The sequence below is a fragment of the uncultured Clostridium sp. genome, assembly GCF_900547735.1.
Lineage (GTDB): Bacteria > Bacillota > Clostridia > Lachnospirales > Lachnospiraceae > Otoolea.
On record NZ_URHZ01000016.1, the window covers coordinates 58,384 to 79,889 of the forward strand.

The 21,506-nt window shown below is 48.6% G+C and carries 18 protein-coding genes; 16 read left to right on the forward strand and 2 right to left on the reverse strand.

Annotated elements, in window-relative coordinates:
- Positions 1-12 precede the first annotated feature (12 nt).
- From QZT18_RS07350 to QZT18_RS07390, 9 genes are all read left to right on the forward strand, one after another.
- Complete coding sequence (locus QZT18_RS07350) at positions 13-984, forward strand: SIS domain-containing protein (RefSeq protein WP_294146118.1); 972 nt, start codon at positions 13-15, stop codon at positions 982-984.
- A gap of 120 nt (positions 985-1,104) precedes the next feature.
- Positions 1,105-1,833: a GntR family transcriptional regulator gene (locus QZT18_RS07355; RefSeq protein WP_294146120.1), complete on the forward strand. Its 729-nt coding sequence runs from the start codon at positions 1,105-1,107 to the stop codon at positions 1,831-1,833.
- A gap of 280 nt (positions 1,834-2,113) precedes the next feature.
- A complete protein-coding gene (locus QZT18_RS07360; protein ID WP_294146122.1) occupies positions 2,114-2,956 on the forward strand; it encodes a DUF6612 family protein in 843 nt (280 codons plus the stop codon).
- Positions 2,957-3,159: 203 nt separating this feature from the next.
- Entirely contained in the window at positions 3,160-3,924 is a 765-nt protein-coding gene (locus tag QZT18_RS07365; protein ID WP_294146124.1) for a hypothetical protein, read from the forward strand.
- Positions 3,915-4,850 (forward strand): sensor histidine kinase, encoded by a 936-nt coding sequence (locus QZT18_RS07370; protein WP_294146126.1) that lies wholly within the window; start codon positions 3,915-3,917, stop codon positions 4,848-4,850. The genes QZT18_RS07365 and QZT18_RS07370 overlap by 10 nt, the downstream gene beginning before the upstream one ends.
- Positions 4,850-5,638: a response regulator gene (locus tag QZT18_RS07375; RefSeq protein ID WP_294146127.1), complete on the forward strand. Its 789-nt coding sequence runs from the start codon at positions 4,850-4,852 to the stop codon at positions 5,636-5,638. The genes QZT18_RS07370 and QZT18_RS07375 overlap by 1 nt, the downstream gene beginning before the upstream one ends.
- A 281-nt stretch (positions 5,639-5,919) precedes the next feature.
- Positions 5,920-7,077: an ABC transporter ATP-binding protein gene (locus QZT18_RS07380; RefSeq protein ID WP_294146129.1), complete on the forward strand. Its 1,158-nt coding sequence runs from the start codon at positions 5,920-5,922 to the stop codon at positions 7,075-7,077.
- Positions 7,074-8,723 (forward strand): iron ABC transporter permease, encoded by a 1,650-nt coding sequence (locus QZT18_RS07385; RefSeq protein ID WP_294146130.1) that lies wholly within the window; start codon positions 7,074-7,076, stop codon positions 8,721-8,723. The genes QZT18_RS07380 and QZT18_RS07385 overlap by 4 nt, the downstream gene beginning before the upstream one ends.
- Before the next feature lie 52 nt (positions 8,724-8,775).
- Positions 8,776-9,900: an extracellular solute-binding protein gene (locus tag QZT18_RS07390; protein ID WP_294146132.1), complete on the forward strand. Its 1,125-nt coding sequence runs from the start codon at positions 8,776-8,778 to the stop codon at positions 9,898-9,900.
- Between the two features lie 189 nt (positions 9,901-10,089).
- Here QZT18_RS07390 and QZT18_RS07395 read toward each other — a convergent pair whose 3' ends face one another.
- Together QZT18_RS07395 and QZT18_RS07400 are read right to left on the reverse strand one after the other, a co-directional pair.
- Positions 10,090-10,803 (reverse strand): response regulator, encoded by a 714-nt coding sequence (locus QZT18_RS07395; RefSeq protein ID WP_294146134.1) that lies wholly within the window; start codon positions 10,801-10,803, stop codon positions 10,090-10,092.
- Positions 10,793-11,917 carry a DUF4118 domain-containing protein gene (locus QZT18_RS07400; protein ID WP_294146136.1) on the reverse strand — a complete coding sequence of 375 codons (1,125 nt, stop codon included), beginning with the start codon at positions 11,915-11,917 and terminating at the stop codon, positions 10,793-10,795. Before QZT18_RS07400 ends, QZT18_RS07395 begins: the two co-directional genes overlap by 11 nt.
- Positions 11,918-12,146: 229 nt before the next feature.
- Here QZT18_RS07400 and QZT18_RS07405 point away from each other — a divergent pair, with 229 nt between their 5' ends.
- The 7 genes from QZT18_RS07405 (at position 12,147) to QZT18_RS07435 (ending at position 20,907) form a co-directional block, all read left to right on the forward strand.
- Complete coding sequence (locus QZT18_RS07405; protein WP_294146138.1) at positions 12,147-13,019, forward strand: methionyl aminopeptidase; 873 nt, start codon at positions 12,147-12,149, stop codon at positions 13,017-13,019.
- A 153-nt stretch (positions 13,020-13,172) separates the two neighbouring features.
- The gene (locus QZT18_RS07410; protein WP_294146140.1) at positions 13,173-14,078 is read left to right on the forward strand and encodes a LysR family transcriptional regulator; all 906 of its coding nucleotides are present in this window, start codon (positions 13,173-13,175) and stop codon (positions 14,076-14,078) included.
- A 252-nt stretch (positions 14,079-14,330) separates the two neighbouring features.
- A complete protein-coding gene (locus QZT18_RS07415; RefSeq protein WP_294146142.1) occupies positions 14,331-15,494 on the forward strand; it encodes an aminotransferase class V-fold PLP-dependent enzyme in 1,164 nt (387 codons plus the stop codon).
- Between the two features lie 31 nt (positions 15,495-15,525).
- Entirely contained in the window at positions 15,526-16,743 is a 1,218-nt protein-coding gene (locus QZT18_RS07420) for a dicarboxylate/amino acid:cation symporter (RefSeq protein ID WP_294146144.1), read from the forward strand.
- Between the two features lie 17 nt (positions 16,744-16,760).
- A complete protein-coding gene (locus QZT18_RS07425) occupies positions 16,761-17,225 on the forward strand; it encodes a RidA family protein (RefSeq protein WP_294146146.1) in 465 nt (154 codons plus the stop codon).
- A 146-nt stretch (positions 17,226-17,371) separates the two neighbouring features.
- Positions 17,372-18,403, forward strand: coding sequence for a DUF2185 domain-containing protein (locus tag QZT18_RS07430; protein WP_294146149.1), 1,032 nt, complete (start codon positions 17,372-17,374; stop codon positions 18,401-18,403).
- A 308-nt stretch (positions 18,404-18,711) separates the two neighbouring features.
- On the forward strand, positions 18,712-20,907 hold the full coding sequence (locus QZT18_RS07435; RefSeq protein WP_294146151.1) for a sigma-54-dependent Fis family transcriptional regulator: 2,196 nt from the start codon (positions 18,712-18,714) through the stop codon (positions 20,905-20,907).
- Positions 20,908-21,506 lie beyond the last annotated feature (599 nt).

Here is a 21,506-nt window from a genome sequence, read left to right on the forward strand (position 1 = left end):
GGGAGGAATACAATGAGCGTTAAAGAAATTATCAGTGAGATTAAAGTAAAAATGGATGCGGCCGGCGGTCTGAAACATGTTTATTTTGTGGCCTGCGGAGGTTCCAAGGCGGCGATATTCCCGGGACTTTACCTGCTTCAGAGTGAGGCGGAGACATTTGGTTCAACCACCTACACCAGCAATGAATTCGTGCATGTGACGCCGAAGGAGCTGGACAGCCGCTGTATTGCCGTTGTATGCTCCCTGAAGGCGACGCCGGAGACCGTGGAGGCCGTGAAGACCGCCAATGCGGCGGGCGCAGTGACCATTGCGATGACGGGTTCCATGGAAACCGGAATGGCGCAGGTGGGACAGTATGTCGTGACATATTCAAACGGCGACGACCAGGTATACAGCGATTCCAACCAGGCCAATGCCCTCAGAATCGGTTTTGAAATTCTGAACCAGTTTGAAGGTTATGAAAAGTATGATATGGCCATGGAGGCGTACCGGTATATTGATGAAATCGTCGCCGAGGGTAAGGAGAAGTGCCTGCCCGCGGCTAGGGAATGGGCTGCAAAATACAAGGATGAGCCGGTATTCTACGTTCTGGCGTCGGGACCGAACTATGGGGTGGCCTACTCCATGTGCTGCTGTCACTTCATGGAAATGCAGTGGAAACACGGCGTATGCCTGCACACGGGAGAGTATTTCCACGGTCCGTTTGAGACGACGGACAAGGAACTTCCGATAGTGCTTCTGATGAGCGAGGGCCGTACCCGCGCCCTTGACGAGAGGTGCCTGACATTTTTAAAGCAGTATGCGGAAAACTATATTGTGATTGATTTTAAGGAACTGAATGCGGGAAGGATTAACCCGGAGATCGCCGAGTTCTTCAATCCGGTTGTGATGATTCCGGTGGAGCGGTACTATGTGGCACAGATGGCCGAGACGAGGGATCACTCCATGGACTACAGAAGATATATGTGGAAGGTGGAATACTAAAGCAGAGCGTGAGCGCCGGGCGGGACAAAATATTCTTTGCCTTTTAACAGAGGATAATATATAATGATCTATATGAGATGATCTGTCCGGATCATAATAAAAATCAAAGGAATGATACCGATGTTGGATGGGAAGGCAGTTACACCGTTATATGTTCAATTGATGACTGAAGTTGAAGAGAAGATTTTAAAAGGCGTTTACCAGCCCGGAGAACGGCTCCAGTCTGAGAGTGAGATGGCGAAAACCTTCGGCGTAAGCATAATTACCGTTAGAAACGCTGTCAGCGCCCTGGTTGAGAAAGGCCTGGTTGAAAAGAAGCAGGGTAAGGGAACCTTTGTCTCCAAACCCAAGTTTACAAAGGACATTAAGAAACTCCAGAGCTTTACCGAGATGTGTGAGCACATGGGGATGAAGTCCGGCGGAAGGATGCTTGAGAACAAACTGGTTATGGCGGATGAAAAGACGAGAAAACTTCTGGGCCTTGAGAAAGGAAGCCAGGTGGTTTACATTTCCCGGGTACGCTATGCCGACAATGAACCGGTTGCGATTGAAAACAACTATTATCCGCTTAAATATGCATTCCTTTTGGGAGAAACCTTTGATGACAATTCACTGTTTGAATTTATGAAGAAAAAGGCGAAGGTGATGGTTGCCGTATCCGAGAAGTGGATCGAGCTGTGCAGAGCCACTGCGAAAGAGGCGGAGCTTCTGAGGCTGACGAAGGGGACATCCCTGCTCTATATAAAAAGCGTTGCTTACACCCAGGAAAAAGAACCCATTTATGTGGGTACCCAGATATTTAACGGGGACCGGTGTTCATTTTATGTATGCGAATCAACCGGCATATAAAACCGAAACAGATTACGGAAATGTCATACGAAAATGCAGAAGGAATCCCTGACCGGCACCGCGCCGGCCGGGGATTCCTCTTTTAAACGATGACGTTTTCGTATGCGTATGGGCCGCCCCGAAGGAATGGACCGGAATTATGAAACTTTTTTGTTATTTTCTGACAAATAAAACGTAATATAGTAAAAACACGAAATTTTTATTGAAAGTTAGTCTGGAAAGTCCTATACTTATAGTATTGGAACAGAGGATTAAAAAAATTGTCAGGAGGAAAAAGGATATGAAGAAATTAATGACCGCACTGCTTGCTGCTGTGATGACCGTGGCGATGACGGCCACTGCATTTGCTGCTGAGGACCCGGCCGCCCTGCTCGACAGGGTTGCCCAGAAATCCAACGAGATGGATTCGATGGACTGTGATATGGGAATCCATGCCGTACTGGTTTTACCGGATCCGGAGACGAAGAAGGATTTAAGTGTAAATCTGGATATGCTGATGAAGATGAAGATGGATCAGGTTAAGTCGGGGAATCTCCGCTATAAAGCTGAGATGGCGATGGAATTCCTGGGCCAGAGCGAATATGCCACCGTTTTCTATAAAGACGGCTATTATTACATGGATGCCGACGGAGAGAAAATCAAATACCCGATGGATCTGAACAGCATGGTAGCATCCGTAGAGCAGACCACGGCTGCAGCAGAACTCACTTCCTCTCTGATGAAGAGCCTTGCAGTCAGGGAAGAAGGAGAGAACAGAATCCTTTCCTATGTTGCGGACCCGGCTAAGATGAATGCATACGTGAATGAGGCTCTCAGCTCTCTCATGGGAGATATGGGCGTAACGTTGACGGTCAGGGAAGTAAAGGGTGAATATGTTATCAATAAAGACGATTATTACACCAGCATGAATATGAACATGTCCATGGATATCACCATGTATGGCGAGACGGTCAGAGTTATCATGCTGATCGAGGGAACCATCAACAATCCGGGACAGCCGGTGACGGTTGACCTTCCTTCCACTGACGGATATGTCGATCTTAATACATACTACAAATCACTGTATGGCGGCAGCGGAAGTGGTAGCGGAAGCGGATACGGTCCGGCATCGGAAATCTGGTAAATTATTTTTAAGACATCGGAACTACAGGATAACAGAATATCGGAATAACAGAATATCGGAATAACGGGATATGAAAAGCGGATGCGGCAAGGGTACGAACACCCATGCCGCATCCTTTTTACCGTCTGTCCCAGTTGCCCCGGTCAGGGTTGCGGACATGCTGAGGCTGTTTTATAATGGATAGGAGAACGGGGGAGCGTGAGATGAAAAGTGTTCATGAGGAAGGCAAATTTCAAAAAAATCTTCAAAAGCTGGCGGCCAGGCGGATTGCGCTTTTAATCCTGGTCAGTTCTCTGCTTTTTCTGGCCGGACAGTTTCTGGCTTCACTGGCGACAAATGAGCTGGATGCGGCTTCCCATCTGAAAAAACTGGAGGAGGTTTTTCTGCGGTTTGACATGCAGAACCGGGAATTCCTTCTCAATGACAGAACGGTGTCGGCGGTGGAGAAAATCATATCCGGAGACGAGCCCGAAGCAATCGATGAATTTAAAAACTACTTCCGCCAGTTTGACGAGAGCTGTGATGTCCATAACCAGGTAATGATCACGAACGAAGACGGGGAGGTGCTATTCACTTCTTTCAGCGAGAGCCAGCTATCATCTTATCTGGTGAATTATAATAACGCGGTCTGCTACAATGCGAGAAACTGCGGGGAGGGCGAGGTTTACCGGGCCGTATACTATGACCGCGGCGACTATGCCGACGCCCTGTTTATCAAGCCGATATTTCAGAATGGGGAAGTCAGCGGATATATCACGCTGTTTTTGTCGGGCAGCGGATGGAATTTTTACCTGTCGGAAAGCAATTTTGACGGTGTAATCACGGATTTGAGGCAGAACGTAATGTATATCAGCAAGCCGGGTCTGGCCGACAGCAGCAATAAATTCTATGGGACCGAACACGGAAGCTGGATGCACGGACATGCCCGCTACTGGGTCGTGTCGAAGGAGCTGCCGGAGTGGCCGTAATTTATTCCCTGGTGTATTATCCGAGAAACGAGGCCGTCCACATCGGACTGGCGGCGCTGCTGGTGATGGGAGCCGTGTGGTACTGGATCGCAAGATGGATGGCCAAATCCATGGCGGAGAACAACGCGGCGTCGATTGAGCGGCTGGTCAGTGAGATCAGAATTATACGCAAGGGAGACTATGACCACAGAATCCAGATGAACACGGATGATGAGTTTAATGAGGTGGGGTATCAGGTTAACAACATGCTCGACAGTATCCAGGCATTGAACGGCAGGAATACGGAGCTTTTAAAGCTGAACAGCAGAATTGAAATGGATCAGCTTACAGCCCAGATGAATCCCCATTTCCTGTATAACACCCTGGAAATCATCAGAAACCTGGTGGTCTTTGATGCCGATAAGGCGGAAGAACTGATTGTAAAGCTGACCGAGGTGCTCCGCTACAGTGTGGATACTTCCAGGAAAGAAGTCACGCTGGAGGAGGACATGCGCTATATTGACTGTTATCTGGATATCCAGAACTGCCGGTTCGGAAGCAGGTTCAACTGCAAAATTGATTTTACTCCGGAATGTCTCGACTGCATTGTGCCGAAGCTGCTTTTACAGCCGCTGATCGAGAACAGCATTAAGTACGGATTCCAGAAGAAAATGGATCTCAATATCACAATCCGCGGCACAATGGAGGGAAATATCCTCTATATCAGCGTCCTGGACGACGGACTTGGAATGGCGGCGGAAAAAGCGGAGGAACTGAGGGAGCAGCTCCGGACACATGATAACAGTTCGCCCTCCATCGGCCTTAGAAACTTATCGCGCCGTCTGTACCTGAAATATGGGGACGGCAGCGGACTTCAGATCAGGAATATGGAGGGGATCGGTTTTGAGGTGCTGGCGAGGATAGAACAGCAGAAAGGGGAGACATAATGTACAAAGTAATCGTCGCGGAAGATGAGGACATTATCAGAAAGGGTCTGGTATACTCGATCCCCTGGGCGGATATGGACTGTTCGGTAGTAGGGGAGGCGAGGAACGGAGTGGAGGGCGTGGAGCTGATAAAACGCCTGGAACCGGATATCGTTATGGCCGACATCAACATGCCGGTGCTGGACGGACTGGGGATGATCCGGGAGACATATGAAGATTATAATTATTCCGCCATTATACTGTCGGGCTACTCGAACTTTGAATATGCGAGAACCGCTATCCGCTACGGCGTGACGGGGTATCTGCTGAAACCGCTTAAAAAGGAGGATTTATTGGAGGCGGTAAAAGATGCGAAGGAAAAGTGCCTGCTCCGGAGCACCTGGCTCAACCGCAAACAGGAACAGGAAAAGTGGAAGAATATCCAGCTTGTTTCAAAGGAGGAGATCAGCCGGGAAGACGATGCGGTGGTGAGGGATATGCTGGCCTTTATCGCGCAGCATTACAGGGAGAAAATGGTGCTGCAGGACGTCGTCGACGCCCTGAACTACAGTGAAACCTTTCTGAATAAAAAGTTTAAAAAGCAGATGGGAACCACCTTTATTGAATACCTGAACCGCTATCGGATCCAGAAAGCGCTTGAGCTTTTAAAGGATGGGAAAACTGCGGTCCAGGATGTTTCCTGGATGTGCGGGATCGGTGATTACAAGTATTTTAATATGGTATTTAAGAAATATATCGGGTGCAGTCCGAAAGAATATGTTTCCGGGATCAGGGGGAAGCGGGAGTAACACAGGGGTGTTTCTTTTTAAGCATCCCCAATTTAAACTTCACAAATTAAAGTCTGGACAGCCGGAAGCAATATTCCGGCTGTATTTTTGCTGCTGGAGATTTATTGATCGCCCATCAGAAGTGAAAAATACAAAAAAAGAGCAAATAAACACCAAACTGTTTGATATTTTTACCTTTTGAACGGTATTTCAGGTAGAATGAAATGTCTAAAATGTATAGTATTATCAATAAGAGAAACGATTAATGTACAAAATAGATAAAAATATGGGCGGTGATGAATGTGAGTGTGGTAATTTCAATTCAAAATGCAGTAAAAAAATATGGGGAAGTGACAGTCATCCCTGACTTATCGGTCACAATAAGAAACGGGGAACTTTTTACCCTGCTGGGGCCGTCCGGATGCGGCAAGACCACCCTGCTTAGGATGATAGCCGGATTTAACACAATAGAGGGCGGCAGTTTCCGGTTTAACGACAAAATCATCAATGACATGGAGCCGGGAAAACGCGGAATCGGAATGGTATTCCAGAACTATGCAATCTTCCCCAACATGTCGGTCAGGAAAAATGTGGAGTTCGGACTGAAGTATAAAAATATGCCCAAGGAGCAGATGAGAACGCAGGCCCAGAAGTTTCTGGAACTGGTGCATGTGGATCAGTATGCGGACAGGATGCCGGAACGGCTGTCCGGCGGACAGCAGCAGAGGGTGGCGCTGGCTAGAGCCCTTGTGATACAGCCGGATGTACTTCTGATGGACGAGCCGTTATCTAACCTGGATGCCAAGCTCCGTGTGGAGATGAGGACGGTCATTAAAAATATCCAGAAGGAAGTGGGAATCACCACGGTCTATGTCACACATGATCAGGAGGAGGCGATGGCGATCTCCGACCGGATTGCGGTTATGAAAGACGGCGTGATCCGCCACTGCGGTGAACCGAAGAATATTTACCAGAGACCTGCCGACCTGTTTGTGGCAACCTTTATCGGTAAGTCGAATCTTCTGAGCGCAAGACTGACGCAAAACGGAGCGGAAACAGTCCTGGTATTTCCAAACGGATACAAAGTTACGATGGATTCCGTCCGGGAGGAGGAGAGCCGTGACAGGGACGTAACCCTTTCGGTAAGGCCGGAAGAACTGTTCGTACATTTATACAAAGAGGGAGAAGATACGGACGGCATCAGCGCCCGGATTCAGGACAGTGTTTTCCTCGGCTCCAATACCCATTACTTTGCAGAGCTTGAGACGGGGGAGACGGCTGAAATCATCCAGGAGTCGGAGATTGATGAGATTATTCCTCCGGGAAGCAGGGTAATTCTTACCCTGAACAACCGCAAAGCCAACCTGTTTGATCCGGAGACGACAAAGAGCCTGATGAAGGGGATTAAAAACAGCACGGATCTTCCCGCAGATTCAGTCGGACGGGAGGTGGCCGGATGAGTCATTCAAAAGCGAGAAAGGACTTTTGGAACGTCATTTCCTGGATTCTGATGGGACTTTTTATGATATTTCTCGTTTACCCCATTGGAAAATTGCTGAAAGAGGCGGTGTATACGAACGGAGAGTTCACGCTCGACGCATTCCGGATGTTTTTTGCCAAATCCTATTACTATGATTCTATTTTCCACAGTGTAAAAATCGGAGTCTGTGTCATGGTGACAAGCCTGCTTCTGGGCATCCCGTTTGCCTATTTTTACTCATTCTACAGGCTGGGAGGGCGTAAGGTCCTGTTTGTGCTTTGCCTGCTCTGTACCATGTCGGCCCCGTTTATCGGAGCCTACGCGTGGATTCTTCTGATGGGCAACTCGGGGCTGATAACCGGTTTCATGAAATCAATGGGGATTTCCGGAGTTTCCATATACGGTTTTGGCGGGATTGTCTTTGTTCAGACATTAAAGCTGTTTCCGCTGGTTGTAATTTATATGAATGGAGCATTCCGGGATATCGACAATTCCCTGCTGGAGGCGGCGGAGAGCATGGGATGCAAGGGCATAGACCGTTTTAAGAGGGTGATTATGGCGCTCACAATGCCGACGATCCTGGCGGCGGCCCTGCTGGTGTTCATGCGTTCCTTTGCCGATTTCGGAACCCCGGTTCTGATTGGGCGCGGTTACAGTACGTTTCCGGTTCTGATTTACAACCAGTACCTGGGAGAAAACGGCACCAATTATCACTTTGCGGCAGCTATCAGCGTCATTGCCGTACTTGTGACGGCCGCTATTTTCATTATTCAAAAGGTGGCGTCCAACCGGTTCAAATTTACCATCAACGCCCTGCATCCGGTAGAGCCGAAAAAGGCATCGGGCATCGGCAATTTCATGATGCATGCGTACTGTTACCTGCTGGTGGGAATTTCACTTCTGCCGCAGATATATATCGTAAACATGTCGTTCAGGAACTATAAAAACAGCATTATCAAACCGGGTTATTCTCTTGTGAATTACCAGAAAGCAATGGAAAAGATGCTGGCGCGTTCGATTGGAAATACACTGATTGTCAGCGTCGTGACACTGGCCGTAATCATTGTGGTGGCAGTCCTGATTGCCTACCTGGTGGTGAGGAGAAGCAGCCTGTTCAACAATGCGATTGATACGATTTCCATGATGCCTTATATTATGCCGGGCGCAGTAATCGGTATCGCACTGGTGGTGGCATTTTCCAGAAAGCCGTTTTCCCTCACAGGAACGCTGGTAATTATGATAATCGCCCTGGCCATACGCCGTATGCCGTTTACAAGCCGTTCGGCGACGGCCGCGATGATGAAAATTCCGGTTAATATCGAGGAAGCCGCTCTGAGCCTGGGAGCCTCCAAGGCGGCAGCATTTACTAAAATTACGGTTCCCATGATGTCCAGCGGAATCATATCGGGAGCGGTTCTGAGTTTTGTTTCTATTATAACGGAGATGTCATCGGGGGTAATCCTTTATAATAACAGGACGATTACGCTGACCATCAGCACTTATTCGGCTATTACCAGCGGTATCTACGGCGTGGCCGCCGTGTTTGCAACCATCACGATGCTGCTTACCGTAATCTGTCTGATTATCTATCTGAAATTTACGAAACTGGAAGATGTGAGGATGTAACATGTAAAGTTATTAAACTTAAAAATATATAATAAAAGGGAGAGTGTATTTTATGAAAAAAAGAAGACTGACAGCAGCATTTATGGCAGCATTTATGGCATTGTCCATGACTGCATGCGGAGGAAAGGAAGCTCCGGCCGAGACAAAGAAAGCGGAACCGGCAGCGGAGAACACTCAGGGACAGGGGGAATCTGAGGCAAAAGAGGAAAGCAGCGAAAGGCCGTATTACGTAAGGCCCGAGGGTGAGATATCGGGGAAAATCACCGTTTACACGACGATGGAAGAAACACAGCAGCAGGTTCTGAGCGACATATGGAAAAAATATTATCCCGACTGTGAACTGGAAATCCAGGCCGATTCGGTCGGAACACTGGCGACGAGAATCAGAAGTGATGAATCATGTGATGCGGACGTGGTAATAGGCGGCATGTTTGCCGCAGACGGCGACACTTACCATGATATCCTGCAGCCATATACGGGCGCATGCGACAGCGAACAGCTTTACCATGATGAGTCGGGATACTACAACTTCTATGACGTACAGGTTATGTGCCTTGTGGTCAATCCGGCGCTGAGGGACGAACTGGGTATCGAAATCAACGGATATGAGGATTTGTTAAATCCGGCCCTGGAAGGAAAGATTATTCTTGCGGCTCCTGATTCCACATCTTCAGGCTGGCGCCAGCTCCAGACCATTCTGGCGGTTATGGGAGACAAGTTCGATGATGACAAGGGCTGGGATTATATCAGACAGTTAATTCCTGCAAGCTTCTCCACAACATCCTCCAAGGATGTTTACAACCTGGTCAGCAACGGGGAATATGTGGCAGGCCTTTCCTATGAATCAAGTGTAGTAGCCCTGATCAACGACGGCGCTCCGATCGAGTGCATCTACATGGAAGAAGGCAACACGGCTATGGCAGGAGGCGCGGCAATCGTTAAAAACGCTCCGAACCTTCCGGCAGCCCAGGCAATGGTGGATCTCCTCACCTCAGCCGAGTTCCAGGACGCCCGTGCGGAAGTATCGGCAGGACGCGGTTCCAACGGCAACTGCAATTTAAGCGGCCTTCCGGCGGAAGATACACTGGGAATGAATGAACTGGATTTCACTTATCTGAAAGATCATAAGGAAGAGATTCTGAACCACTGGAACGAGTTATATGCGGAGTTAAATTAGTATCCGGCGGATAGTCTGCGGCCGGGGAGGAAGAAACAAAAGTTAAGCCGGCAATGAACAGTTTACAGCACAAGAATTTTATAACTATTACAGACAAAAAGATAAGGCAGCAGGATTTTCCTGTTGCCTTATCTGTCTTATAGTGATTATTCACGTAAATGAGCAGGTCGATGAGTTATCATCTGCGTCTTAATTTGCCGCCTCATCTTCCACCATACGGTATCCGATGCCGATCTCGGTAAATATGTACTGCGGTTCCGCCGGGTTCTGCTCCAGTTTCCTTCTGATATGGGCCATGTTTACACGGAGAATGCTGTTGTCATCATCCGCGTACGGTCCCCATATATTGGAAATAATGGCGTCATAGGTCATGACACGGCCTGAATTCTTGGCCAGCAGGGCGATTATCTTAAATTCAATCTGTGTCAGATGAATCTCCTTCTCTCCCAGCGTTACCAGATGTTTTTCAAAATCAATCGTCAGGTCCTTGGTGTGGAACGGTCTTTTGTAGAGCGGAGAGTCCGTATTCAGCCTGTTGCTGTGGCGGAGCGCGGTACGGATTCTGGCCAGCAGCTCGGAGGTTCCGATTGGTTTCGTCAGATAATCATCGGCTCCCAGATCCAGGGCCTTTACCTTCTCCTGCTCCTGAGTACGGGCGGAGATGACGATAATGGGAATGCTGGCCCATGTACGCACCTGCTTGATAATCTCCATTCCGTCCATGTCCGGAAGACCCAGGTCGAGAAGAATGAGATCGGGACACTGCGATGTGATGATAGGCAGCGCCTCCTTGCCGGAATGCGTTTCCGTGATTTTATAATCCTGGGCGGATAATGAGGTTGAGATAAAGTCACAGATATTTTTTTCGTCTTCAACAAGAAGAATAGATGTTTTATGAATCAATTTTTGCGCCCTCCTTTGGCAGTGTAAAGTAAAATTCGGCGCCGCCGTTATGGTTGGCCGCCTTGATATCGCCTCCATGGGCGACAATGATAGTCTTACAGATGGATAAACCGATTCCCATTCCTTTTCTTCCGTCGTTGGATGTACTGGTGGTGGAAGAGGAACCGTCAAAAATCGTGCTCAGTTTTTCCGGGGGAATACCGATTCCGTGATCCTGTACGTGGAATGTGACGAATTCATCATTGCTGTCCACATAGCATTCCACCGGTTCGGTGGTTTTGGAATGGACAAATGCATTCTCGATCAGATTGATTAAAACCTGTTCGATCAGAACGGCATCCATTGGAATCATCAGCACCTCATCAGGAACACATACGTTAACCTTGGCATCCGGAAGTCTCTTCTTCAGCCGGATTACGGCTTCAGCCACAACTTCCTCAACTGGTTCCAGGGATTTATTCACTTTTGTGGTTTCATTGTTGATACGTGTGACGGACAGCAGATTTTCCACCATATTTAAGAGCCAGTTGGAATCCTCCAGAATATGGGAAACCAGGTCGCTCTTCTCCGTCTCGGTCAGGTACTTGCCGTTCTCCAGATAGACGGTGCTGGAACCGATGATGCTGGTCAGCGGAGTCCTCAAATCGTGGGAAATGGCACGGAGCAGGTTGGCCCTCATCTTCTCCTTTTCCGCCTCCATCAAAAGCTTCTCACGCTCGGAGAGAATACGCGCCTGCTCCTTCATATTCGTGGTCAGGGCGCTGGTAGCGATGGAGATGGAGAACATGGCGATAAAGGTAATCGGATATCCCGTCAGCGTAAAGTCCAGTGCAAAATAAGGATATGTAAATAAAAAGTTGACGCAGACAACGCCGAAAAGAGAGGCGAACAGCCCGAAAAAGTATCCGGTTGTAAAACGTGCTGTCAAAAACAGGGCCAGAATGTAGCACAGGGCGATGTTGGCGGTAGGATTCTCCATAATATGGAAGAAAACGTAGGAGAGACAGGTGGCAACGGCGAGCAGAGCGCCTGTCACGAACCAGTCGTTAATGGTTCCGTACTGCTTAAAAGGTGTTTGATGTTTGACTGTATCTTCGATGTCCTGATTGCTCATAGCCGGGTAGTCCTCCTGCGCATACTGTTACTGTTTGTTAACATTATACAATCTTTCACGCCAAAAGAGCAATGAAGATGTGTTAAAAAGTTGAAAAGGATGCGGTCATTGATTTTTTTACCGCCTTGTGCTACACTCCAATTCAGTGGGAGATCGGGGAAACAGGAGCCGTCCGGAATTTATGGCGGTCTGTAACCCGTAGACATATTAGTAGTCAGAAAGGAAAAATATGAAAAAGTTAGGAAGAAATGATGCCTGCTGGTGCGGCAGCGGAAAGAAATATAAACATTGCCATGAGATGATAGATGAGCGTCTAGCGGCAGAGTCCGACAGGGGCCATATTGTCCCGACCAGAGATCTTTTAAAGACTCCGGAGCAGATAGAGGGAATTAAGGAGAGCTGCGCGATCAATATTGCAGTCCTGGACTATGTGGCGGAACATATTAAAGAGGGCGTGACGACTGAGGAAATTGACAAGTGGGTTTACGACGAGACGACAAAGCGCGGAGGAATCCCGGCGCCGCTGGGCTATGAAGGATTCCCGAAGAGCGTTTGCACATCAATCAACGAACAGGTATGCCACGGAATTCCCTCCGAAGATATAGTGTTAAAGGACGGAGACATCATCAATGTGGATGTTTCTACTATATACAAGGGATATTTTTCGGATTCTTCCAGGATGTTCTGTATCGGCAATGTAAGCGAGGACAGACGGAAACTGGTGAACGTCGTAAAAGAGTGCGTGGAGCTGGGACTTGAAGAGGTAAAACCATGGGGATTCCTGGGCGACATGGCCGAGGCGGTGAACGAGCATGCGGTAAAGAACGGATACACCGTTGTGCGTGAAATCGGGGGCCACGGAGTCGGCATCGAATTCCATGAAGAACCGTGGGTCGGCTACATCGGAAAACGCGGTACCGATATGATGCTGGTGCCGGGCATGATTTTCACAATCGAGCCGATGGTCAATATGGGAACGAGCGACATTTATGTGGATGACTCGGATAACTGGTCGGTCTACACGGCGGACGGAGAGCCGTCTGCACAGTGGGAAATTATGGTTCTGGTGACGGAAGACGGGCATGAGGTGCTGGCATACTAAACCTCTCAGGCTGCCGGTGTATCGGCCGCTGTTTTCACACTTCTGAATGGAAAACGGTGCGGCATGCATAATCGTACTATTAAATCTGCTTAAAATGCATATTGTGCAAAATGCATAATATTGAGGCATACATAAGACGGAGGGAGAAGGATCGTGACTGATATAGAAATCGAAGCATTTTTAGCCATAGTCCACGCCGGAAGCTTTTCTAAGGCGGCAGGGGAGTTATATATATCCCAGTCGGCCCTCAGCCGCAGAATACAGGCGCTGGAAGAGGAGCTGGGGTATCAGTTAATTATCCGCAATAAGGGAATCAGGAATGTGGAACTGACGCCGTCGGGCTATGCATTCGTGGAGGCGGCGACAAAGTGGAAGCTGCTCTGGAATGAGATGCAGGAGATTGGAAAGCTGAATAATCAGACTTCCCTCAACATTTCCGTTATCAACAGTGTGAACGCCTATATTATGCCCGGATTTTTCCATGAATTTATGGTGGAGAATCCCTCGGTTTACCTTACAATCAGAACGGTCCGTTCGCTTGACTCATGCAGGTATGTTGAGAACGGGACGGTCGATCTGGCCATTTTCTCGGATGACAGTTATACGCCGAATGCAGAGATGAAACCAGCTTACCGGGAGCCTCTCCTGCTGGTCTGCCGCCGGGATTTAGGGTATCCTGAGGAGGTCCATCCCGGAATGCTGGATGTTTCCAGGCACCTTTATATGCCCTGGAACAGGGAGTATGAAGCGTGGTACAGACGTTGGTTCAAGGGAAGGGAAAAACCGAAGGTGTGGTTTGACAACATCCATCTGATGGAGGAATTTCTGCTTCTCAATGATTACTGGACCATTGTACCGGCCTCCGCCGCCCATAAGATGAGCCGCAACCCCGAACTGTCCATACACATGATCGCAGAGGGACCGCCGGACAGAATTATCTTTTACCAGCTTGGACCCTACCAGAAACCGGAAGCAACAAAGCTGTTTCTGGCCTGTTTTGATAAACATCTGAAAACCAACCATAAAGAAAGCGTTGAATCCCTGATTCGGCTGGAATAGAATTTATGCCTTTGTGCCCCGGAATTTTCCGGGGCCTTTTTCTATCATAGAAAAGTGCTCCTATGATAGGAAAAAGCCTTCCGGGCGGGATTCTTTGTTCTTTTATAAGAAACTTCTTATTGTGCATTTTGTCAAAAAAGAGAGAAATATGCATTTTGCTCATAAGTAATAGCCGGAGTGTGCAATTTATGAGCGCCGGGCGGGGTGATATACTAAGCGCAGCCAAAGGGTTAGAAGGAGGTTGTTGCTGTAATGGACACAATTAATGTATTTGAGGAAGAACGAAAGCAGTTTAAAGCGCTGGATAAGTGGGTGTATCTGGACCACCCGACCTATGGACTGATTCCCCAGTATTCGCTGGATCGGATGGTGCCGTATCTGGAGCGGAGGAACTCCGAGGGGGTCAGCGTAACGGAGTTTTGGAACACATGGAACCATGCGGATGACTTGCGGCGGGATATTGCGGAGATGATAGGATGCGACGGCACGGAGGTGCTGTATGGACAGAGTTCCACACAACTGTTCAATATCATTGCTAACGGAATAGCGCTGGAGCCGGGCGATAATATTGTGACTACGGACAGTGTGTATCCGGCGGACGCATACGTGTGGCTGAACAAGGAGGCACAGGGGATTGAACTCCGCTACGCCGAGACAGGGGCGGAGGGAATTTCCCCGGAGGAACTGATGAACTATACGGACGGGCACACAAAGGCGGTCGCACTCTGTATGGTTGAGAATAAAACGGGCTGGTGCCACGATATGAAAAGAATCGGTGAATTGTGCCATCAGAGAAATATTCTTTTGATCGCCGACGTGACGCAGTGTATTAATGTTAAAAAGATCAATGTCAGGGAAATGAATATTGATTTCTTAACCACCTCCATTTACAAATGGATGATGGGAGCGCAGGGGCTCGGGTTCGGCTATATCAGAAAAGAGCTTCTGCCGCTGCTTTCACAGAATGTCTGCGGCTGGGTAGGATCCGTGGACAGAAGCCATAATAATGCAAAACAGTTAAAACTCAGCAGCGATGCGAAACGTTTTGAACTGGGCGGCATCAGTTTTTCGGCTCTGCTAGGCATGGAGGCCGTGGTCAAACGCTATCTGGATCTGGGAGGCGGGGCGGTTGAGGAGAGAGTCCAGACGCTGGTACAGCATGTATATGACCGGGCGAAACGGGATTTAAAGAAAATTAAACTGAATGCGGAGCTTCCCAGGGAAAACCGTTCGGGCATTGTGATATTTAAAATTCCGGAGGGCATGAAAATCACCGATGAAATGCTGGCGGCGAGAGGAATCAGGGCCAGGGTGATGAATGGGACTGTCATCAGGACGGGTTTTCACTATATTAATAATCTTAATGATGCCGACAGGCTGATAGACGCTTTAGCGGAAATAGAAAATGAAAACTGAGTTGGGGGAGAGTTAAAAGGAGAGGGTAACTATGAATAAGAAGAAAATGTCCATTTCAACAAAAATGCTGATCGGCTTTGTGGTTGGTACCGTATTAGGCGTAATTTTTTCGGCGGTGGGTTTCCACTCCGAATACATTGAAATGATTGGCAACCTGTTTATCAAATCGGTAAAAATGCTGATTGTGCCGCTTTTATTTTCATCGATGGTATGTGGAGTCGCCAGTATGGATGACAGTAAAAAGCTGGGCCGTGTTTTCCTGAAAGCCGGATTTTTGTATCTGGCCATGACCGGACTCGCTATCTTTGCAGGTATTGCGGCGGTGAAACTGACCGGAATCGGCAGCGGAATGGAGCTCGGTATGGAAGCTGCGGAGATGGAAGGCAAGGCATATGCCGGTTTTGCGGCAACAATTCTTAACCTGATTCCGGATAATCCGGTGAGCGCGATGGCAAACGGAGAACTGCTCCAGATTATCGTATTTTCCCTGCTTCTCGGCCTGGCGCTTGTGAAGGCGGGAGAGAAAGGAAAACCGTTTTTGCGCGGCATGCAGTCCTTTGTGGAGATTATGTTCCGCCTGGTGGAGGTCATCATGACGATTGCGCCGTTCGGAATCTGCGCATTGATGGCAAATACCATTGCAAAATACGGCCTTGCCACGATTCTGCCGCTTTTGAAAATGCTTGTGGTCTGCTATGTAACCATGATTTTATTCGCCCTGGTGCTCTATCTTCCTCTGGTGAGTGTGTACTGTAAAATTCCGGCGCGCGTTTTTCTGAAACATGCCAGTGAACCGATCCTGATTGCGGCCAGCACACAGACATCGTCGGCGGCGATGAGCAGCAATATGCAGGTAGCTCAGAAGATGGGCGTTCCGGAGAGTATTTCCACCTTCCTGATATCACTCGGAAATACCGTCAACATGTGCGGCGTGGCGATTTCTCTCGGAATCTTATCAAACTTTGTGGCAAACGCGTATGGAATCAACCTTACAATGGGCAACCAGATTACAATTATTATTTCGGGAATCATGCTGGCCGTGGGCGCAGTCGGAGTTCCCAGCTACCAGCTTGTCATTATGACCGCCATCTTCCCGCAGGTAGGACTCCCGCTCGCCGGCGTGGCGCTCGTGTCCGGCGTGGACAGTATCCGCGGCATGATAAGCACGACAATGAACGTGCTGGGAGATTTGGTGGTGGCTCTTATTGTTGCAAAATCGGAAAAAGAACTTGGAGACTATTGCGAATAGGAACAGGAGGTAAGAAAATGAGCTTCAGCGAGGTTATGAAAGAGAAAAATATCGTCCTTCCGCCGGCCAATGCGCCGGGAGGAATTTATTCCCAGATATATAGGGACGGGACCACCGTCTATGTATCCGGTCAGACGGCAAAATTAAACGGAGTTTTACAGTATAAGGGAAAAGTGGGAAGAGATGTATCCGAGGAAGACGGCTATCAGGCCGCCGAACTGTGTGCGAAAAATGCCCTGGCCCAGATCGAGGCATATGCCGGAGGCATCGACCGGATTGACAGCGTCATCAAGCTGGTAGGTTATGTAAACTGCATTCCCGAGTTCACCCGGCAGGCAAATGTGATGAATGGCGCTTCTCAGATTATCAGCGACATTTTCGGTGAGTGCGGACTCACGGTCAGAAGCGCCGTTGGAGTGGCGTCGCTGCCCGGAGACTCATCGGTGGAAGTGGAACTGATTGTGAAGATGAAGGAGGTTTAGCGGAAGAGTGCAGGGGGTATCCGCAGTACGCCGTTTTCATGCGGAGGGGGACAGCAACGGCCCGGGCGATCGACAACCAGACCGGTTTATGATAGACTAAACATAGTTACTATGATTATTATGGTTAATCTGTTAAGGAGCTGAAGATGGGGACAATTGAAAAGATTGTAAAAAAGGTTGCGGATTTTAAAACAGAGCTGGAAAATATGCCCGTGAACAGGGAGGCCGCGGCGGTCGGCCGCGAGGAATTCACCCTTCTGCTGAGCGGGATATCTACGTGCCGGAAGGCGCCTGGAATATCGGAACATATGGGGTATGAGAAACTGTATCACTGTAAAACCAGGGAAGATGCAGAAGAGACGCGGGAACATTTGCAGAGACTGTTCGGCATACATGACGAAGAATCATTTCTGGAGGCCTGCCGCAGGGAATATTCCGGCGGCGATCAGTATGAGCAGTTCATGACCTTCTGGGCAGGCGCGCCGCTGTTTGATATGTGCGAACTGTCACCGGAAGGGAAAGAAGCATTCAGCGAGTGCATTGAGCTGTCGAAGCAGTTTTATCCGATTTTGAAGGAGAAGGGCTATTATGCCTGGGATATCAGTGAAAAGATCGGACTTTTGAGAAAGGCCGCCGCCTGCGGCATTGTGTCTGATGAGAGGTTCTGGGAACTGTCGGATCCGTGGGTGAGGCAGGCGCAGGTATTTTACCATTCTTACAGAGAATATGCGGTTAGCTGCCTGTGCGGAGCCGTTTATTTTATGCACCGTGACAGCCCGGACCTGGAAGGATTTTACCAGCTCAATGAGAATCTGGCCCGCCACTTATTCGAAGAGGGCGGCGCATGGCAGAGATCCGGCTGGTACGAGCCGGGGGAGCGTGAGTGGGCCGATTTGATGGCCGGTTCAAATCCCGGCTGCATTATCACGAAGAAGGCCATAGACAGCGGTGAAATCGGCTACATGTACCGGGAAGAACCGACGGAAGGATTCCCTGACTGCGGATGGCGTTTCTTTGTGGGAGACGAGCCGGATGAGTATGTCAACCAGGTGGAAAATAACACCGTCTGCAGTTACAATACGGCCTGCAACCTGGACCCGACGATACTGGCGTATTTCTATGCGGATTTTGGCCGTAAATTCGGGAAGACAGAGGATGGGTGGGTGGAAGAATTCTGATCAGCCGGTCATCTGAAAGAGATTTATAAAGCGTAGTGATAATTCATATTAAAGAGATATCTTTATTGAAATTAAGTTGAAAAGCGGGATTCCAGGGTGTTTGTCTTTGGGATCCCGCTCTTTTCTATATCATTTCTATATTATTTCTATATCATTTCTCTATCATAAGAAATTACGCCTATGATATAAAAAGCGCTCCTATTATCAATGCAGTATAAAATACGGCAAATTTCTTCCAGGGTTGACAGCTCATCTTTTTATATGTATCCTCAGATCAAATGGCGGCGGAATGCCAGGGGAGGAAACAAATGAAAAAAATCATCATCTTAATGCAGCAGGAAAAACGGGATCGGGTGGTAGCCGATTTTATGAAGCACAATCTGGAGGAGGTTCTGGAAAACACGGTTCAGATTCAGATTCTCTATATAGAAAACCTGGAAAATACGCGTCTTCCGGAAGCGGATATTATTCTGGTAACCATCTATAACCTGATTTATAAGATACGCGATAATTTTCAGGGGGAATGGGAGGAAATACTTCTGGCGGGAAGAACGCTGTCGCGGGAGGCGCTGCAGAAGATCAACCGGATCCCGGAGGGAGAGGATGTGCTGGTAGTTAATAAATCTCAGGAAACGACGAGGGATATGCTCCATCTTTTCTATCAGCTCGGGGTAATGCATCTGAACTTCATTCCCTTTGACAGCCCGGGAGACCTGAAGGGAGTGGGGTATATTATTACGACCAGCATGCCCGGTTCGCTGCCGGATACTGCCGCAGAGATTATAGACATTGGCTACAGAAAACTGGACACTCAGACATTTTTAAATATTTTTTCCAGGTTAAATATAGAGAGTGACCGGCTTACGCGGAATCTGCTCCGCTATATCCAGAAACTGCCGCAAAAGGACACCGATGTAGAAAAAAGATACCTGTCCTCCCAGCTTCTGAACAAGACGCTGGTGAAGGTCATAGAAAAAGCCGATTCCGGAATTATTGTGGTTGACCGGGAACTGAATATTCTCTACTGCAGCCAGACGGCTAATGCAATACTATCCTCCGATTTCCAGCCCAATGATTCATTCGAGCTGCCGTCTCATCCGGAGATTACAAAGCTTTTGACGGAGGAAGGATTCCAGCAGGATCTCGTACATATTGAGGATGAATATGTCATTGTGAAACGCCAGCAGCTAATGAGTGAGGATGAGCCAATCGGATTTTTCTTTGAACTGCGTACGGCTAAGAGCATCAGTGAGATGGGGAATAATTTAAGCGCCAATCTGAAAAAATCGGGACTCTATGCCCGATACAGGTTTGAGGATATCATCTACCGCTCCCCGGCAATGGATAAATGCCTCGCAACGGCCGGGGCAATTGCAAAGACGGAATACGCGGTGCTGATTACCGGTGAAACGGGAGCAGGAAAAGAACTGCTGGCCCAGTCGATCCATAACGCGTCGGAGCGGGCCTCGGAACCGTTTGTAGCAATCAACTGCGCCGCTTTTCCGGAAAACCTTCTGGAAAGCGAGCTGTTCGGATATGAGGGAGGAGCGTTTACCGGATCGAAAAAGGGCGGAAAGACAGGCCTGTTTGAGCTGGCGAATAAGGGAACAATCTTTCTGGATGAAATAGGCGATATGCCCCTTTCACTTCAGGCCAAACTCCTGCGTGTATTGCAGGAGCAGCAGATTATGAGAATCGGGAGCAACACGGTTATCAATATCAATGTGAGAATCCTGTCGGCTACGAATAAAGATCTGAGGGAGGAGATAAGCGAAAAAAGATTCCGTGACGACCTGTATTACAGGCTGTCGGTATTTACAATCTGTATTCCTCCGCTCCGTGAGAGAAGAGAGGATATCCTGCCCATGTTTAAGGTGTTCAGCAATAAGCATGCCCTCCGTCTAAACGATGTCCAGATCCGTATGCTGACGGAATACCCCTGGCCGGGAAACGTCAGGGAATTAAAAAATGCCGCCATCTATTACGATGTGACCGGAAACCTGGACTGTATCCGGCCGGCGGAGGAAGCGGTTCCGGCAGGGACGGCTCTGCCGGGAACCGCAGCGGCGGGGATGACATCGGCGGGGATGATATCGGCGGGAGTGACACCGGCGGGAATGACATCGGCGGGAGTAACACCGGCGGGAATGACATCATCGGGGATGACATCATCGGGCATGGTACCGGCGGGGATGACATCATCAGGAATGGTATCGGCCGGTACGGCCCCATCAGGAACAAAACAGGCGGTATTATACACATCTGCGGAACTAAAGAATGCGATTGTGAAGGTGCTCCAGGAGTTTGGTGATATTGGCCTGGGGCGGGGAAGAATTCTTCGGATTGTCAGGCAGCGGGGAATGGTACTCAGCGAAAGCCGCTTTGAGGCGCTTGCCCGGGAGATGGCTGAAGAGGGAATTATCCGCCGGAGCCGGGGACGCGGCGGGATACGGCTGGTAGAAAATGAGGGTATAAAAAGAATGGATGATGAAAAGACAGAATAGGACAGAGAAAGTAGAAATGAGAAGATGGGAAAAAAACAAGAGGGCAGAAACAGGAGAGTAGAAAAAAGAGGGCAGAAACAGGAGAGTAGAAAAAAGAGGGCAGAAACAGGAGAGTAGAAACAGGAGGGCAAAAAACAGGAGAGTAGTAACAGAAGAGCAGAAACAGGAGGGCAGAAGCCGGAGCGTAAAAACAGGAAAGAAGAAATAGAAAAGAAAAATAGAAAGAAAATAGTGGTTTAATAGTGTGTAACCAAATAACACACTATTTAAATAACGACAATTTATATTGCCATTTAAATAATAGTTACAAAAGCTTGATAAATAAAGGCTTTTTATTGATTTTAACATGATATCCATTTTTGGCACGATAGTTGCTTCTATAATAGGACAGAGCCGGTTGTACAGTGTGTCACAGTTCTCAGGACGCGGGATGAGCAGAATTGCTAATCTAACAGGATTGTGAACTATGACAAAAGGGTACCCGCCATTCTGCAACCTGCGCTCTCCGTCATTTTCACAGCAGTAAACCGTGGATTTGACCCAGCAGGCCTCCGCCCAAAGTCCAAACCGGTATGGACATACGGCCGGACGCCTTACAA